Origin of the sequence: Streptomyces lunaelactis, from assembly GCF_003054555.1 — a bacterium.
Classification (GTDB): domain Bacteria; phylum Actinomycetota; class Actinomycetes; order Streptomycetales; family Streptomycetaceae; genus Streptomyces; species Streptomyces lunaelactis.
In genome coordinates, this window is record NZ_CP026304.1 from 6,654,405 (window position 1) to 6,671,660 (window position 17,256).

A 17,256-nucleotide genomic window follows, 5' to 3' on the forward strand; every position below is an offset into this window, starting at 1 on the left:
TCTGAGAGAGCCGGGAGGTGAGATCCCTCCCGGCTACTCGCTGGATAGGGTGCGGCGGCATTCGCTGATCAGATGTCGCGGAAGATCTCGATCTGCGCGCCCACCGAGTTCAGCCGCTCCGCCAGCTCCTCGTAACCCCGGTTGATGACATACACATTGCGCAGTACGGACGTGCCCTCGGCCGCCATCATCGCGAGCAGCACCACCACGGCCGGCCGCAGCGCCGGCGGGCACATCATCTCCGCGGCCCGCCAGCGCGTCGGGCCCTCGACCAGGACGCGGTGCGGGTCGAGCAGCTGGAGGCGGCCGCCCAGACGGTTGAGGTCCGTCAGATAGATCGCGCGGTTGTCGTAGACCCAGTCGTGGATCAGCGTCTTGCCCTGGGCCACGGCCGCGATCGCCGCGAAGAACGGCACATTGTCGATGTTCAGGCCCGGGAAGGGCATCGGGTGGATCTTGTCGATCGGCGCCTCCAGCTTGGAGGGCCGGACCGTCAGGTCCACCAGCCGGGTGCGGCCGTTGTCCGCCGCGTACTCCGCGGAGCGGTCGTGGTCGAGGCCCATCTCCTCCAGCACCGCGAGCTCGATCTCCATGAACTCGATCGGGACGCGGCGGATGGTGAGTTCGGACTCGGTGACGACCGCGGCGGCGAGCAGGCTCATCGCCTCGACCGGGTCCTCGGAGGGGGAGTAGTCGACGTCCACGTCGATGTTCGGGATGCCGTGCACGGTGAGTGTGGTGGTGCCGACACCGTCCACCCGTACGCCCAGAGCCTCCAGGAAGAAGCACAGGTCCTGGACCATGTAGTTGGAGGAGGCGTTGCGGATGACGGTCACACCGTCGTGGCGGGCGGCGGCCAGCAGCGCGTTCTCGGTCACCGTGTCGCCGCGCTCGGTCAGCACGATCGGACGGTCGGGCGACGTCGTGCCCTCCACCACCGCGTGGTAGAGCCCCTCCGTCGCGGTGATGTCCAGGCCGAAGCGGCGCAGCGCGATCATGTGCGGCTCGATGGTCCGCGTGCCGAGGTCGCAGCCTCCGGCGTACGGAAGCCGGAAGGTGTCCATCCGGTGCAGCAGCGGACCGAGGAACATGATGATGGACCGGGTCCGGCGCGCGGCCTCCGCGTCGATGGCGTCCATGTCGAGCTCGGCCGGCGGCACGATCTCGAGGTCCACGCCCTCGTTGATCCAACGGGTGCGCACCCCGATAGAGTTGAGCACCTCGAGCAGCCGGAAGACCTCTTCGATACGGGCCACCCGGCGCAGCACCGTGCGGCCCTTGTTGAGCAGCGAGCCGCAGAGCAGTGCCACACAGGCGTTCTTGCTCGTCTTGACGTCGATGGCGCCGGAGAGCCTGCGTCTGCCGACGACCCGGAGGTGCATGGGCCCGGCGTAGCCGAGCGAAACGATCTCGCTGTCGAGCGCTTCGCCGATGCGCGCGATCATCTCAAGGCTGATGTTCTGGTTGCCGCGCTCAATGCGATTCACCGCACTCTGGCTGGTGCCGAGTGCTTCGGCCAACTGCGTCTGTGTCCAGCCCCGATGCTGACGGGCGTCACGGATGAGCTTGCCGATGCGTACGAGGTAGTCGTCTGCCATGGCCGCACGCTATCTCAGATATGAGATGAGATCGCACTTGGGTGAGCCATCAGGGTGACAGCCGGTGGGCGACCGGGTGATGCGGTTCATAGAGGGGCAGTTCGGCTCCGCTCGGCATCCGCACCGAGGCGAGCACTCCCCAGCCCTGCTCGCTCGGCGGCTGCGAGATCTCCACACCACGCTCGGTGAGCCGGGCCAGTGTCCGCTCCAGGTCGTCGCACATCAGATAGAACTCCGACTTCGGCTCGGCGCTCGTCGGATGTACGGCGATCTCCGCCGGCGGCAGTTTGAAGATGAGCCACCCGCGCCCGGCGTCGACGTGCGCGAATCCGAGCACGTCCTTGACGAAGGTCCGATCGGCATCCGCGTCGGGGCTGTAGAGGATCACATGCGCACCGCTGAACATGCTCCGATACTGGGTCGGGCGCCGGTTCCCGGCAAGCGAGCCGCCGCCGTCCGGGCGCAGGCGGCGCTTGGGGCGTGTCGCGCCGCCCGCACCTGATCTGCGCCGGACGGATCGGGTTTTCGGCCGCACCGCCTCAGATCTTCGCGCTGCCCATCCGCCCCGAACGGCGGTCGACGTGCGCTTGGCTCATTGGGTCGGGGGCGGCGTAGCGGGTGCGTCGGTTGCGGCGTTTGCGTAGCGGCGGGCCAGGTGCGCGAAGGCGTCCTTGAGCTCGGCCGGGCCGACGACCTCGATGTCGGCGTCGAACCTGCCGAGGGTGGCGGCCAGGCCGGGCCATGACCACGAGCCCAGGACGAGCCGGCAGCGGTTCGGGCCGAGTTCCTCGACGACTCCGTCGCGGGTGTAGCGGGACACGGCGGCGGCGGGCAGGTCGAGGATCACCTCGCCGCGGCAGGGCCAGTCGCCAGAGCCGTCGGAGCCCTGGAACCTGCTGGCCACGAAGGCGGCCACGTCACCTCCGGGCAGTTCGCGCGGGGTGAAGCGGGGCCCCGTAGGGGTGCGCGGGGTGATCCGGTCGGCGCGGAAGGTGCGCCAGTCCTCGCGGTCGAGGTCCCAGGCGACGAGGTACCAGCGCCCGCCCCAGGTGACGAGGTGGTGGGGCTGCACCCGGCGTGGTGGAGTTGCGGCGGGGTCGTCGCCGGCTCCCGGCGGGGATGCGGGGGTGTAGTCGAAGCGCAGCACTTCGCGGGCGTGGACGGCGGCGCTGAGCGTCATGAGCACGCTGCTGCCGACCTGTGGGTCCGGTCGGGTCGCGGGCCGCTCGACGGCGGTGACCTGAAGGGTGTCGATCCGGTGGCGCAGCCGTGCGGGCATGACCTGCCGGACGGTGGTCAGCGCGCGCGCCGCGGCCTCCTCGATGCCGGCACCAGTGGTGGTGGCGATCTGGAGTGCGATGGCCAGAGCGACGGCCTGCTCGTCGTCGAACAGCAACGGGGGCAGCTCCGTGCCGGCGTCGAGCCGGTACCCACCGTCGGGCCCCTTGAAGGCCACGATGGGATAGCCGAGCTCGCGCAGGCGGTCGACATCACGGCGCACGGTGCGCGGGCTGATGTCCAGCCGCTCGGCCAGTAGCGCCCCGGGCCAGTCCCTGCGCGCCTGGAGCAGCGAGAGCAGCGAGAGCAGTCGCGCTGAGGATTTCGGCATGACTCCATAGTGCCCCTGAGAAGCGGCCACACCCTGTCCGCTTCTCTTGCGATTGTTGTCTCGTGCCAGACAACGAGAACGACCGGAAGGGCCCGATCACCGTGACCGCCACGACCACGCCACCCTCAACTGTCGACGCCGAACGGGCCGACCTGCTCGCCCAGCTCGCGACCGTGCGATCCGCCCTGACCAACACGGCGCGCGGGCTCAGCGGCGAGCAGGCCGGCGAACATCCGACGGTCAGCGCGCTGTGCCTGGGCGGGCTGATCAAGCATGTCGCGTCCATCGAGGAAGGATGGCTGCGCTTCGTGGCCGAGGGCCCGTCGGCGATGCGCTACGACCTCCCCGACGGTGTCACCTGGGCCGACCTCACGGCCGGTACCGCACGCGAGTTCCCGCAGTGGGCGATCGACCACCAGAACGACTTCCGGATGCTGCCCGGCGAGACGCTGGACGGGATCGTCGCGCGCTACGAGCAGGTCGCCGCCCGGAGCGAGAAGGTCATCGCCTCCGTGCCCGACCTGTCGGCGACGCACCCGCTGCCGGAGGCGCCCTGGAACGAGCCGGGAGCGGTGCGCAGCGTGCGCCGGGTGCTGATGCACGTCATCGCCGAGACCGCCCAGCACGCCGGGCACGCGGACATCCTGCGCGAGACGCTCGACGGCCAGAAGTCGACCTGAGCGGTGACGGGGCCCTGCCGGATCGGGCCATCGTCCTGACCGGTGTTACCCAGGGGATCCCGGGGCGGGGCGGCGACTGCTCGCCGTCCGGCCCCGGCCCCGGTCCCGCGGCTTTGCCGGGCCAGGCGGGCGATTATCACCAACCAGCAGTACGGAGACGAGTATGTTCAATGTTCTGGGCGATGTGAACTGGATCGGTGTCCTGGTCGCCTTCCTCGCTTTTTTCCTGATGGGCGCCCTGTGGTTCGCGCTCCTGTTCAACAAGGCTTACAACATCTCGCTGGGGCGGGACGCGTCAGCGGCGCCAGAGGGATCCGCCCTCTTTTATGCCGGACCGGCCCTGACCTCGCTGGTGATAACCATCACCAGCGCGGTTCTGATGGCCGCGTTGAGGATCGACTCCTATCCGGACGCCCTGTTGTTCGGTCTGATCGTCGGAGCCGGATACTTGGTGGCGAACACGGTCAACATCGCGATAAACCCCAATTTCCCGCGACCCCTGTTCTATTCACTGATCTCCGGAGCATACAATCTGGTCGGAAGTGTGCTGGTCAGCGCGATTCTGGTGGCAATCTAGACCACTGCCGGCGGTAGAGCGCCGAATGGCTCTCTGCGCTGACGTGCGCTCACCACGGCAGGCGGGCAAGGCAGTAGTCCATGCCCCCCTGCCGTCTGAATGACAACATCTGACGCGCTGGTGTCGCCGTCAACAAAGGCCGCGACCCTAATCCAGATCATGCTCTTCGCCACTTCCATCCTTCTGTCCGGCTATCCGGCTAGAGATCAGCGTCCATGAGTAAGCCGACGAGAACCCGAGATTCACCACCCACTCGGCTCCTGCATGAAATCGAAGGGAACGGCGTCACCGTGAAGATGCGCGATCTGGGGCGGACAGGTATTCAGGTCAGCCCCTACTGCCTGGGCGCCGTAATGTTCGGACAGGGCGGTAACACCGACCGCGACGACGGCGTCCGGATCATCCACCGGGCACTGGACTCGGGGATCAACTTGTCCAACACGCCGCCGGCCATCAAACGCGCGTCGCTACGCCGACGATCGGCCGACGGGCGCGTCGCGGCATGACCCCGATGACCGTTCTCGACACCCGGGCGCTCAACCGCGCGACGCTGGCCCGGCAGTTGCTGCTCGATCGCGCCGACGTACCGGTCCTCGACGCCGTCGCGCACCTCGGCGGTCTGCAGGCGCAGGAACCCCAGGAACCGTTCGTCGGGCTCTGGTCGCGGCTGCGCGCGTTCGACCCGGCGGTGCTCTCGGACCAGCTCATCCGGCGGAGCGTGGTGCGGACCCACCTCATGCGCCGCACCGTCCACCTCGTCACCGCCGGCGACGCTCTGGCCTGGCGGGCCCGCCACGAAGCTATGCTGCGCCAGCGGGTGCTCGGTGTCTACCGCCGCGAGCTCGACGGGGTGGATCTCGACGAACTCGCCGCAGCGGGACAGGCGGTGATGGCCGACGGCGAGCCGCACTCGATGACCGAGCTCGCGCGGGCGCTCGTCGAGCGCTGGCCGGCGCCGGGGCCGCGGGCACTGGGGGAGATGGTGATCGCCGCCCTCCTCCCGGTGGCGCAGCTGCCGCCGCGCGGGCTCTGGCGCACCAGGGCAGGAGTACGCAACGTCCTGCTCTCCTCCTGGCTGGGGCGCGAGATCGACCCACCGTCCCCGGACGGCTCCGATCCGGTTGGCCAGGCGCTGGTACGGCGCTATCTGGCCGCGTTCGGCCCCGCCGCCTCGGCCGACCTGCGCGCCTGGTGCGGCCTCGCCGGGCTCCCGGCCGCGGTCGCCGCGATACGCGAGGAGCTGGTCACCTTCCGCGACGAGCGAGGCCGGGAACTCCTGGACCTTCCCGACGCGCCGCGCCCCGACCCCGACACACCCGCCCCGGTGCGGTTCCTGCCGGCGTTCGACAACGCGATCCTCGGCTACCACGACCGCAGCCGGATCATCGACGACGCCCACCGCGGCCTGTCGGTCGCCGGCGCTCGCGTTGTCCTGGTCGACGGCCGGGTCGCCGCGACCTGGAACGTTGAGGCAGGCACCGTGATCGTCACCCCGCTGGGCCGCTTCTCCCGAGCCGACCGCACCACCGTCGCCGAACAGGGGCAGGCGCTGGCGTCGTTCCTCTCCGACAACGACAGCCACCGCATCCAGATCGCCGCGTCTCCCTGCTGAGCGACACACCCGCGCGGTGCTTCCCCTGAGTACGGGATCGGGTGGCGCGCTCCGGTTCACGCTGTCGAAGGGCCTGCACGGTCTGTCCCCTGTCCACGATGACAGGGGACCCACGCCGCCCACGCGCCTCCAGGTCCTCGTCGATGAACACCGGAACGGTGATCGACCGTGTGGCGATGCCGACCACCGCCGTCTCGCCGCCTGCCAGAGCGAGGAATAGCCGGAGTAGGCCATCGCCCGCTCACGGGTCGGCGAGGTGCTGGCCCCGGCAGACGAAACCGGGCAGGGCCACGCCCGGCCGACCGGACCGTGCCGGACGCCGAGGGATCAAGGGCCGCCGACCTGCCAGGAGATGGCCGCCGTGTTCGGCATGGACGTGGTGCCGGCGCGGGTGGAGGCACGGCGGTCGAAGGCGAAACGCCTGGTGGCCCGCGGCCGGCTGGCCGAGCCCGCGCCGGGCCGCTTCACGCTCGCGCAGGGCGTGACCGGGTGGGACGGCGGGTCATGACCATGGTCATCGACCAGTGGACCACGGCCGGGCCTGCGTCGGGTCGGGATGGTCGAGGGACACATCGTCCTCGCCGTATACGGCACAACCTTGTTCCATGGGGCGGCTGTTGACGTGGTACCGGTGCGTGATTCACTAGCATGAGATCGAACTAGTCGAACTCACAGAGTAGGGAGCGGAGGTGACTATCGATGGCCGCTGTGGAGACCGGCTGGTTGCGTGGGGTGCTGCCACTGGCGCTCGCCGCCGTGCTTGCTGAGGGCGACCGGCACGGGTATGCGCTGGTGCAAGAGTTGACTGCCCGTGGATTCGGCACTGTCCGTGGCGGCGCGCTGTATCCGGTGCTCGGTCGACTCGAGACGGAAGGGGTGGTGGAGGCGCGATGGGAGCCCGGTGAGGGCGGGCCGGGCCGCAAGGTCTACCGGCTCACCGACGCGGGGCGAGCCCGGCTGCGTGAAGAGACCACCGGCTGGAAGCAGTTCTCCGACGCGATGGATCAACTCCTGGCCCACGGTACGAAGGAGTTGCCATGACGGATGAGGTCATCCGGTGGAACGCAAGGCTTCGACTGGCACTGGCTGCACAATCGGTGGACAGCACCCTCACGAACACGGTGCTGGACGAGGTCGCGCAGCACTGCGCGGACAGCGGTGAGAGCCCTGAGGACGCCTTCGGCACGCCGGAGGCGTACGCCGCCACTGTGGCCGGCGAGCGCATCCCTCCCGAGGAACGACTTCGTCACCGGGGCGGCCAGACACCTGCGGCGACATTCTGCGCCGCACTCGCCCCGATCGGTGTGGCCGCTCTGGTGGCCGGCGCCTGTCTGTGGGTCGCAAACGGATTCACGCTGGCCCTGACCCCTGGCGGGTTGGTCGGCTCATCGTTCATCGCCATAGCCCTGACGGGCGGCCACCTCGCGGCCACCGCCTCGCGCTCCCGACGGCGCGCCGCGGGGTGGGTGCTCCTGGCCGCCGCAACGGTGCTCGGCGCGACGGCTTTCACCGCCCTCTCCCGCAAGCCCTTCGGCCACCTACCCGCCCCTGTCCTGTGCGTACTGGGCCTCGCGCTGCTCGGGTGGGCCACACGGAACAAACCAACAGCAGACCCTGAAGGAGTCACCATGCAACCTCGGACGGACGCTCTGAACACGGTCGGGCGTGAGCACTGGCTCCGCCAACTGACCCAGCTGCTCGAAGAGCGCCACGCTGTACCCCGCGCACGTGCCGCAGAGCTCACCAGGGAGGCCGCCGACCACCTCGCCGCCACCGAACGCGCGCCGGAAGAGGAGTTCGGGCCCGTAGAACTGTACGCGCTGCGATTGTCCGAAGAGGAGTCTCCCCGCGAACGGTGGTGGCTGCGCAGCGACATCCAGAACGCGATACTTGCCGTGATCCTCACCGGCTATCTGGTGGGCAATCTCGCCTCCGGCGGCCCGTTCTGGCAAACCGCACTCGCCGCCGGCGCACTCGCCGTGAACCTGGCGCTCCTTGCCGTCCCCCTGGTGCGCAGGCAACGCGACAGCTCGCCCCAGCGATAACCGCATCGCCGGCTCCGTAGGATTGCTGTCGACGGCGCCCCCTGACGGGAGCCCTGTCCATCAGCCCGCCGTAGGGGCCGGCGGGGACTTCCGGGCAACGGCGCCCGGTGCTGAACACCGGGGTGGGAGCCGTCATGGCGTCCGAGGGAGAAAGACCGAGCAGCGCGCGAGTGCGGCCCCCAACTGCCGAGACGATGAACTCGTGCGCTCCCCTCAGGGCGCCGAAGCCGTCGGCGCGGTCCGCCGCAGCTCGCCCGCCTCATCGAGGAGCGTCCCACGCAGCCGCCGACTCGACTCCCGACATGGGCCTCGGGGTTCACCCGGACCAGCCGTTCCTTCTGCCGGACCCCTGCGGTCCAGGACGCCGACGCCCACCCCCCGCCTGAGAACTCGGCGAGCAGATGCCGTCCCCTCCTTGCCCCTTCCCTTGAGAGATTCCCTGCCATGCCCAGAGCCGAGACCGGCTTCAGTGTCCTGTCCGACGACTTCGCCGCCGCCCCCTACCGGTACTTCGCCGGGCTGAGGGAACGGGCACCTGTCCACTACGAGCCGGCGATCGACAGCTACTTCCTGTCCCGCTACCAGGACGTGAAGCGGGTGCTGACCGACCATCAGGCGTTCAGCACCGAGACGCTGCAGGTACGCGCCGAGCCGGTGATGCGCGGACCGGTCCTCGCCCAGATGACCGGGGCCGAGCACACCGCCAAACGAAAGATCGTCGTCCGGGGCTTCACCGGACAGGCCCTGCAAGACCAGATACGCGCCATCCGCGCCAACGCCGCCGAGCTCATCGCGCCCTTCCTTCCCCGGGGCCGGGTGGACCTCGTCAACGACTTCGGCAAGCCCCTCGCCGTCTATGTGACGCTCGACGTCCTCGGCCTGGACAAGAAGGACTGGCAGCAGGTCGCCGCCTGGCACAGCGGGGTCGCCGAGTTCATCACCAGCATCGTCCTCACCCCGGAACGCCGTCGGCACTGCCTGGACTGCGCCGAGCAACTGGAGGCCTACCTCGTCCCCCTCATCGAACAGCGGCGCCGCCATCCCGGCGAAGACCTCATATCGACGCTGTGCACCGCCGAGTTCGACGGCATCGCCATGAGCAATCGCGACGTCACCGCGCTGATCATCAACGTCCTGGCCGCCGCCACCGAGCCCGCTGACAAGACCCTCGCCCTGCTCATCAAGCACCTGATCGACCACCCTGAGCAGATGGCCCAGGTCCGCCAGGACCCGACCCTGCTGCCCGCCGCGATCGCCGAGACCCTGCGCTACACCCCGCCGGTCCAGCTCATTCCCCGCCAGTCGGAGAAGGACGCCGTGTTCGCCGGCACCACCGTCCCGGTAGGTGCCACCATCTTCTGCATGATCGGCGCGGCAAACCGCGACCCCGACGCCTTCACCGCCCCGGACACCTTCGACATCCACCGTCCGGACCTGGGCACCGCCCGCTCCTTCACCGCCGCCGCCCAGCACCTGGCCTTCGGCACCGGACTCCACCAGTGCGTGGGCGCAGCCTTCGCCCGCGCCGAGATCGAGACCGTCGCCGCGATGCTCATCCCCCTGCTCGACCAGGTCCACTACAGCCCCGACTTCCGCTACCGGGAGACCGGCCTGTACACCCGCGGCCCCGCCTCCCTGTCCCTGGACTTCACCCCCGTACACGAAGGCGTCCCAGGCCACGACTGACACCTGCACACCCCCCGCCCCGGCCTCGAGCAGACCGGCCGGCGATCAACCTTCCCCGGCCCCGGGAGCCGGGGAAGCCCTGACCCGCCACCCCTCCAGAAAGAGACTTCAGTGACACCGACCGACATCACCCGAGCCATCAACGACCTGCTGTTCAACCCGGGCCTCGGCCTTGCCGAAGCCCTCGACCGGCATTTCACCCCGGACTACCGTCAGCGCACCGACGGCGTGTGGAGCGACCGTGCCGCCTTCGCCCAGCACATGACACGCCTCCGCTCCCTGGTCCGCAGCGGCCACATCGAGGTGCACGACGAATTCCGCGACGGACTGCGTTACGCCGACCGTCACACCGTCACCCTCACCCAGCACAGCGGCCGTACGTCCCGCACCGAGGTGTACCTCTTCGGCCAGTACGCCCCCGACGGGCGCTTCCATCGCGTCGAAGAAACCACCCTCCTGCTCACCGGCCACCCCGACGACCGGAACCTGGGACTCATCAACTGACGCTGGAAACCTGCAGAAAGAGCTCCTTCTTTGCGCACCAGCCCCCGGGGCCGTCCGAAGCCGGCAATCACCGCAACCGTCGTCCCGGCGTCAAGAACCGGCCAGTGACACGTGCAACGCTGTTGTTAGGATCCCTAAAGGCGTAGCGGCTCCATCGATGGCGACCCTCCGACGTGCCCGATACGACACCACTGTCGATGACGGGCGAGGAACGGCCGTCGTTGGCCTGGAGCAGGGCGGCGAAAAGAGGAGAACCGGACCGGACCTGCCGCCATTCGGGCGCCTCGTCCCGGTGCCTGCCACCGCGAGGCTCGGTGGTACGTCCGGGCATGACCGTCCGGTGCCGGACACGGGGAGGGGGAGCCGTCATGGGGTCCGTGGGGGAGAGACTGAGCAGCGCGCGAGTGCGGGCTTTCATCGGCCGGGAGGAGGAACTCGGTCGCTTCGGGGAGGCTTTGACCGGAGATCCACAGGCGCCCTTCGTATTCTACGCGTTCGGGCCGGGCGGCATCGGCAAGTCGACTCTGGTGCGGCGTCTGGCGGACCAGGTCCGTTCGGCAGGTCGGTTGCCGGTTGAACTCGACGGCCGTTTCGTCAGCCGGGACCCCGCCGACTTCGAGCGCGCGGCCGCACCTTTTCTGGACGTTCCCGGCACGGTCCTGTTCGTCGACTCCTTCGAGCACTGCCAATGGCTCGAGAGCTGGCTGTGGCAGCACTTCCTCCCTCGCGCCGCGGACGGCGCCCTGGCTGTTCTGGCCGGCCGCCTCGCGCCGCAGGCGCAGTGGAGCGCCGATCCCGCGTGGTCCGGGGTCCTGCACGTCACCGAACTGAAGCCGTTCGTCGATGAACAGGCCCGGAGTCTGCTGGCCGCGGCGCGGCTCCGGCCCGAGTTGCGGGACCGGGTGCTCCGCTTCGCCGGAGGCAACCCGCTGGCCCTGTCCCTTGCGGCCGCCGCAGGAGCAGGATCGGCAGGCTGGAACAAGGAGGAGATCTGGGCTCCCTCGGCCGACGTCCTGCGAACCCTGTTGGCAGGCCTGATCGGAGAGGTGCCCACGGCGGCCCACCGCCGAGCCCTGGAGGTGGCGGCACAGGCACACTCCACGTCCGAGGAACTGCTTTCCTCGGTACTGCCCGAGGAAGACGCCCACCTGCTCTTCTCCTGGCTGAGGGACCTGCCCTTCATGGAGTCCACGCACCGAGGGCTCCACCCGCACGACGCCGCACGCGAGACGCTGGCCGCCGACCTGCGCTGGCGAGCACCCCATGCCTTCGTGACGATGCGCCAGCGATTGGCGGAGGAGTACCTGCGCATACTGCGCGAGGCACCCGAGGAGCGTGTGTGGACCGTCACCGACGAACTCTTCTACCTCTTCAAGGAGGTGGAAACCCTGGCGCGCCTGCGCACATGGTCCCGCGAGGACGAGGTGCACGACCGCCCCCTGCAGCCAGGTGACATCGATGTCGTACTACGCATGGCCGAGCAGACCGAAGGCCCCGCCTCCGCGGACCTCGTCCGCTACTGGGCGCAGCGCCAACCGCAGGCATTCAGCGTCTACCGTCTCGTGAGCACAGGCCGGATCGTGGCGTTCACGGCTCGACTCGTCCTGCCGGCCCCACCCGACCCCCAGGACCTGGCCACCGATCCCGTCGTCGCGGCAGCCTGGGAGCACACCGACGCCACCGCGCCCGTGAGCCCCGGCGAGCACATCGGCATAAGCCGCTTCTCGATCTACCCCGAGCGGTACCAGGTCCCCTCGCGCGTCATCGACCTGAGCAGTTCCCGGGCCCAGGCGGAAGCCGCCCGTGCCCGCCGACGCGCATACGGCTTCGCCGTCTACCAGGACGCCGACGCCTGGGCCGTGCGGGTCAAGGGCACCCTCGCGGACACCGGTGCGCGACCGCGAGTCGGTGAGCACACCTACGGACTGTTCAGCGTCGACTGGCGCCAGGTGCCCGTCGAGACCTGGCTCCGCCGCTTCATATCAGCCACCGATGTGCCCGCCGAGTCCGGGCCTTCGGGCATCTCACGCACCACGTTCGACCAAGCCGTACGCGAAGCCCTGGCGCATTGGCGAGATGCAGGCGCCTTCACCGCCTGTGCCCTGCTCCGCGCCCGTCTCGCGGCCGACTTCGACGACCCCGTCAAAGAGTTGCGCGCCCTGCTGCGCCAAGCCGTCGACGATCTCGCCCGTGACCCGCGTGGAGTGCGCGCACGCGAAGCCCTGACCGCGGGGTACTTCTCCGGTGCACCCACCCAGGAAGCCGCCGCCCGGCGCCTCGGCCTGCCCTACGGCACCTACCGTCGCCACCTCCGCCAGGGTCTGGACCTGCTCTGCGAGGCCCTGTGGCAGTGGGAACTGCACGGCCCCGACGACGACCACGGGCGCACGGTGCCGACGTACACGTAAAGCCGGCTCCGGCGACATTTTCGTGATGCCGCGCGTGGATCCGTAGCCGTGGGGGGCTCAGCACGGTTACGCCGTGTGCCGGCGTACATCCGTGGCAGGGCTCCTCGTGGACAGGTGCGGACAGGACTGGACAGTCAACGCCCCTGCCGAGCATGGAAAGTGGACACCGCCTGACACGAGGCTGTGCGCCATGAACCTTGGACGCACGAACGACCAGGCATCCCCCGCTCGCCGGCCGGGGGCCGTGCTCGCGGCGCTCGCCGCAGCGCAGTTCACCGTCATGCTCGCCACCTCGATAGTGAACGTGGCGCTGCCGCAGATCCGTGCTGGGGTTGGCCTGTCGGCCGACGGCACCACCTGGGTGATCAACGCCTACGGCCTGGCGTTCGGTGCGCTGCTCCTGGCCGGGGGGCGGGCGGCCGACCTGCTCGGCCGCCGCCGGGTGCTGATCGCCGGTCTCGCGCTGTTCGCTGGGGCCTCGCTGGCAGCAGGACTGGCCACCTCCGCGGGCGTCCTGATCGCCGCCCGCGCCGTTCAGGGACTCGGCGCCGCCGCGATCGCCCCAGCCGCACTCGCCCTGGCCATGAGCCTGTTCCCGTCCGGCCCTGGACGCGGCAGAGCCTTGGGCGTGTGGGGCGCAGTATCCGGCGCGGGAGGAGCGGGAGGCGTCCTTCTGGGCGGCCTGCTCACCCAGGCATGGGGCTGGCCCTGGATCTTCCACTCCGTTGCGCTCGGGGCGTTGCTGGTCCTCATCGCCGTGGCGGCCCTCGTGCCGCGGGCTGCTGTTCGGGAGTCCGCACGATTCGACCTCCTGGGCACCGCCACCGTCACACTCGCCCTGACCTGCCTGGTCTGGGGCCTGACCACCGCGCGCGGCACCGGCTGGACGGACGTACAAGTGCTCGGCGCCCTCGCCGGTGCCGGCACGCTGCTCGCGGCCTTCGCCGTGATCGAGATCCGCCGGCCGAACGCGCTGATACCTCCGCGACTGATCACCACCGGCCGCGTCGCCGCGGGAAACCTGCTGATGGCCCTTCTGGGGTCCGTGTGGATCGCCCTGTTCTTCTTCCTGCCGCTCTACCAGCAGCAGGTCCTCGGAATGGACCCCTTGGCCACCGGAGCGGGCCAACTCCCGCTCGCCGTGGCCAATATGCTCGGCGCCGCCGTCGCACCTCGCATCTCCCGGCGTATCGGCGGCACCGCAACGGTGACCGCGGCCTTGCTCACCGAGGCCGCCGGACTGCTGTGGCTGTCACGGCTCAGCGCCGACGGGAGCTACCTCGTCGACGTCCTCGGTCCGAGCATCCTTGTCGGACTCGGCCTGAGCATCGCCTTCGTCCAGCTCACCGCACTCGCCATGGACGGTGTCCCGCCACAGGACGCGGGTCTGGCCGGTGGGCTGGTGAACACCACCCGCCAGGTCGGCGGCGCGATCGGTCTCGCCGCCTTGGCCACCCTGGCCGGCTCCGTCACCGCCCAGGCATCCACCCACCAGCCCCATGTGGAGGCGCTCAGCGCCGGTTACCGAGCCGCCTTCACGGTCTCGTCCGCGGTTCTGGCCGCCGCCGCACTCCTCGCCCTGCCGCTCACCCGCCGCAGCCGCACTACCCGCGACATCCTCCCGCCCACCGCGCCTGCTTCCACGACGCCGCCCCAACAGGACCGGGCGGCCCACTGCACCCCCACCGCCTGATCCAGCACCCGAAGCCGAACCAACCCAATCCACCACCACCGATGAGGCCATCACATGCACACCATTGACTCCACCGCCCCCGTCGTCGTCAGCCTGACGACGACCGTCGACGCCCCGCTCGCCACCGTGTGGTCGCTGCACACCGACATCGACAACTGGCCGGTCTGGAACGCCAACATCGACCGGGCCAGGCTCAGCGGACCGGCGGCGGTCGGCACCGACTTCACCTGGCGCACCCACGGGCTGAACATCACCTCCACCATCCACGAACTGATCCCCGAACAGCGGATCGTCTGGGGCGGGACCGTCGAGGGCATCGTCGGCATCCACGTATGGACCTTCGAGCAGTCCGGCGACCACGTCATCGTCCACACCGAAGAGTCCTGGAGCGGAGACGCCGTCGACGCCGCGGCCGACGAACTCGCCACGGCCCTGAAGACCTCCCTGGAGAGCTGGCTCGACTGCCTCAAGGCCCGCGCCGAGCAGACGACCTGACTCCCACACCCCAAAACAACACACACCACGTACGACAACGACGACGAAGTCCGAGGACCCGAACATGAGCAGCAAGCCTTACCTGACCGGCCATTACACCCCCGTCGCCGACGAGATCACCGCCACCGGCCTCACCGTCGAGGGCACCCTGCCCACCGAACTGACCGGCCGCCTGATCCGCAACAGCCACAACCCCAAGCCCGGCGTCACCCCGACCCACTGGTTCAAGGGCAGCGGCATGGTCCACGGGATCCGGCTCCGCGAGGGCCGCGCCGAGTGGTACCGCAACCGCTGGGTGCACACCCCCGCCCTGGACGGCGCCCCCTACATGACCGAGCGCGGCCCGGACCTGACCGTGAGCACCGCCGGGACCCACGTCATCGAGCACGCCGGACGACTGCTCGCACTGTGCGAGGCGAACTTCCCCTTCGAGCTCACCCCGGACCTGGAGACGGTCGGCGCCCATGACTTCAACGGCAGGCTGCGCACGGCCATGACCGCACATCCCAAGGAGGACCCGGTGACGGGGGAGCTCCACTTCTTCGGCTCCTCGCCGTTCGCGCCCTATCTCGTGTACTACGTCTCAGACGCCAAGGGCGAGATCGTCCACAGCGCCGAGATCCCGGGGGCGACCGCCTCACTCAAGCACGACTTCGCCATCACCCGCCGCCACGTCGTCTTCATCGAAGGCAACGTCACCTTCGACCCCGCCGAGCACTCCGGCATCCCCTACGGCTGGAGCGACCAGCAGCCCTCCCGCATCGGCGTCATGCCCCGCACAGGCGATGGTGCCCGGCACGTCCGCTGGTTCTCCATAGAACCCGGCAACATGCTGCACGTCGCCAACGCCTACGAGGACGGCCAGGGCCGCATCGTTCTGGAAGGCCCCACCGTGGACCGCGAAGGGTTTCAGCTCTCCTGGAACTGGTGGGTCGGCGCGCCCGAGCGGGGAACCGAGCCCAACACCCGCTCCTACACCCGACGCTGGGTGATCGACACTGCGGCCGGTACCGTCGACGAGCAGATCATCGACGACCTCGCCGTGGAGTTTCCGACCCTCAACGAGGACTATTTGGGCGCCGAGCACCGCTACCAGTACGCGGTGTCCTTCCCCGACCAGGAAGGTTTCGGGGGCTACGGCGTCGTCAAGTACGACCGCACCACCGGCGCCCGCCGCATCCACCAGGTCGGCGACGCCCGGCTGCCCAGCGAAGCGGTGTTCGTCCCCGCGGCCGGCGCCACCAACGAAGACGACGGTTACCTGCTCACCGTCATCTCCGACCTCAAGCAGGACGCCTCGCAACTGCTGGTCCTGGACGCCGCCGGCCTCGACCGGATCGCCACCGTCCACCTGCCCCGCCGCGTGACCGCCGGAATCCACGGCTCCTGGATCCCCGACAGCGCCCTGGACAACGGCGAGGACTGACCCACACCGTCCCGGAGCGCGGCACAGCCGGGGACGACCGCCGGTGGGCGGCTCCGGGCTGACGCTCCCGGAGCCGCCCACCACCCCTTGGGGGCGGTGACTGTCGGGGTCAGGTCACCGACCCCGCCGCGGCCCGGCTGCTGCACACCGGCCGGAGCTGTTCCCGAACCCCTCACTCACATCCGTAAGCCACCCTGGAGGATTCCCCCATGTCCATCGCAGCCCCTGACTCTCCGGTCGCTGCCAGCGCCAGTGCCACCCCGAGTCGTCTCGTGAACGAGGTCGACAACCGCGCGGCCTACGTCAGCTTCGGACTCGCCTACCTGCTGGGACACGGCGCCGCCGCAGTCTCCCGGGGCGACAGCCCCTTGCTCGGCCTGCCCGGCTGGCTGCCCACCACACTCCTCGGAATCGGGCTGGCAACCGGCATCACCCAGGCCACCGTCGCCGCCCTGCGAGCCCAGCGCGGGGCTACCGGGCCGGACGTCCTTTCCGGCCAACTGCTCGGCGCCTCCTGGATCGCCGCCTTCACCGCCCTGTTCCTCGCCATCACCGGCCTGACGTCCGCCCTCGACATGCCAGAACTGCAGCCCGTCCTCTGGCCCGCCGGCTCTGGCCTCATCGTCGGCCTGCTCTACCTCGCCGAAGGCGCCGCACGCCGCAACCTGCTGCACTACAGCCTCGGCGTCTGGCTGGCTCTGGCCTCCACCGCGGCGCTCTTCCTCGGCACCCCCGGCCTCTACTGGGTCCTCGCCATCGCAGGCGGCGGTGCCTACGCCCTCGCCGCGGTCCTCGAACGCCGCCGCCTCATTCAGTACGCAGGGCATCCCCAGCACTGACGGCCCAGCAGTAAGAAGCTGTTGTCGTGGACGGAGTGGCCCCGCAAGATCCACCCCGGCCGGTAAAGCCACTCAGCACCCCCA

At 69.7% G+C, this 17,256-nt stretch carries 15 protein-coding genes and 2 pseudogenes; 14 read left to right on the forward strand and 3 right to left on the reverse strand.

The window, feature by feature from the left end; all coding sequences use genetic code 11:
* Positions 1-68: 68 nt before the first annotated feature.
* The 3 genes from SLUN_RS30545 to SLUN_RS30555 form a co-directional block, all read right to left on the reverse strand.
* On the reverse strand, positions 69-1,598 hold the full coding sequence (locus SLUN_RS30545; protein ID WP_108153181.1) for a helix-turn-helix domain-containing protein: 1,530 nt from the start codon (positions 1,596-1,598) through the stop codon (positions 69-71).
* Positions 1,599-1,647: 49 nt separating this feature from the next.
* Positions 1,648-2,004, reverse strand: a complete 357-nt coding sequence (locus SLUN_RS30550) for a VOC family protein (protein ID WP_108153182.1) — start codon at positions 2,002-2,004, stop codon at positions 1,648-1,650.
* Positions 2,005-2,190: 186 nt separating this feature from the next.
* Entirely contained in the window at positions 2,191-3,207 is a 1,017-nt protein-coding gene (locus SLUN_RS30555; protein ID WP_108153183.1) for a helix-turn-helix transcriptional regulator, read from the reverse strand.
* Between the two features lie 101 nt (positions 3,208-3,308).
* Here SLUN_RS30555 and SLUN_RS30560 point away from each other — a divergent pair, with 101 nt between their 5' ends.
* From SLUN_RS30560 to SLUN_RS30625, 14 genes and pseudogenes are all read left to right on the forward strand, one after another.
* Positions 3,309-3,887 (forward strand): DinB family protein, encoded by a 579-nt coding sequence (locus tag SLUN_RS30560; RefSeq protein ID WP_108155025.1) that lies wholly within the window; start codon positions 3,309-3,311, stop codon positions 3,885-3,887.
* A 163-nt stretch (positions 3,888-4,050) separates the two neighbouring features.
* Positions 4,051-4,464, forward strand: a complete 414-nt coding sequence (locus SLUN_RS30565) for a DUF1761 domain-containing protein (protein WP_108153184.1) — start codon at positions 4,051-4,053, stop codon at positions 4,462-4,464.
* Positions 4,465-4,760: 296 nt separating this feature from the next.
* Positions 4,761-4,907 (forward strand): annotated as a pseudogene (locus SLUN_RS30570) (aldo/keto reductase); the annotation flags it as partial.
* A gap of 68 nt (positions 4,908-4,975) precedes the next feature.
* Complete coding sequence (locus tag SLUN_RS30575) at positions 4,976-6,076, forward strand: winged helix DNA-binding domain-containing protein (protein WP_108153185.1); 1,101 nt, start codon at positions 4,976-4,978, stop codon at positions 6,074-6,076.
* Between the two features lie 322 nt (positions 6,077-6,398).
* Positions 6,399-6,584, forward strand: a pseudogene (locus SLUN_RS42125) (hypothetical protein); the annotation flags it as partial.
* A gap of 191 nt (positions 6,585-6,775) precedes the next feature.
* The gene (locus SLUN_RS30585; protein WP_108153186.1) at positions 6,776-7,117 is read left to right on the forward strand and encodes a PadR family transcriptional regulator; all 342 of its coding nucleotides are present in this window, start codon (positions 6,776-6,778) and stop codon (positions 7,115-7,117) included.
* Positions 7,114-8,121 carry a hypothetical protein gene (locus tag SLUN_RS30590; RefSeq protein ID WP_108153187.1) on the forward strand — a complete coding sequence of 336 codons (1,008 nt, stop codon included), beginning with the start codon at positions 7,114-7,116 and terminating at the stop codon, positions 8,119-8,121. The genes SLUN_RS30585 and SLUN_RS30590 overlap by 4 nt, the downstream gene beginning before the upstream one ends.
* A gap of 444 nt (positions 8,122-8,565) precedes the next feature.
* Positions 8,566-9,807 carry a cytochrome P450, cyclodipeptide synthase-associated gene (locus SLUN_RS30595; RefSeq protein ID WP_108153188.1) on the forward strand — a complete coding sequence of 414 codons (1,242 nt, stop codon included), beginning with the start codon at positions 8,566-8,568 and terminating at the stop codon, positions 9,805-9,807.
* Positions 9,808-9,918: 111 nt separating this feature from the next.
* The gene (locus tag SLUN_RS30600; RefSeq protein WP_108153189.1) at positions 9,919-10,311 is read left to right on the forward strand and encodes a nuclear transport factor 2 family protein; all 393 of its coding nucleotides are present in this window, start codon (positions 9,919-9,921) and stop codon (positions 10,309-10,311) included.
* A gap of 368 nt (positions 10,312-10,679) precedes the next feature.
* Positions 10,680-12,719 (forward strand): ATP-binding protein, encoded by a 2,040-nt coding sequence (locus SLUN_RS30605; protein WP_217505291.1) that lies wholly within the window; start codon positions 10,680-10,682, stop codon positions 12,717-12,719.
* A gap of 190 nt (positions 12,720-12,909) precedes the next feature.
* On the forward strand, positions 12,910-14,412 hold the full coding sequence (locus tag SLUN_RS30610) for an MFS transporter (RefSeq protein ID WP_108153191.1): 1,503 nt from the start codon (positions 12,910-12,912) through the stop codon (positions 14,410-14,412).
* A 54-nt stretch (positions 14,413-14,466) separates the two neighbouring features.
* Positions 14,467-14,907, forward strand: coding sequence for an SRPBCC family protein (locus tag SLUN_RS30615; protein ID WP_108153192.1), 441 nt, complete (start codon positions 14,467-14,469; stop codon positions 14,905-14,907).
* A 64-nt stretch (positions 14,908-14,971) separates the two neighbouring features.
* Complete coding sequence (locus tag SLUN_RS30620) at positions 14,972-16,333, forward strand: carotenoid oxygenase family protein (RefSeq protein ID WP_108153193.1); 1,362 nt, start codon at positions 14,972-14,974, stop codon at positions 16,331-16,333.
* 209 nt (positions 16,334-16,542) lie between these two features.
* A complete protein-coding gene (locus SLUN_RS30625; RefSeq protein ID WP_108153194.1) occupies positions 16,543-17,172 on the forward strand; it encodes an ABC transporter permease in 630 nt (209 codons plus the stop codon).
* Positions 17,173-17,256 lie beyond the last annotated feature (84 nt).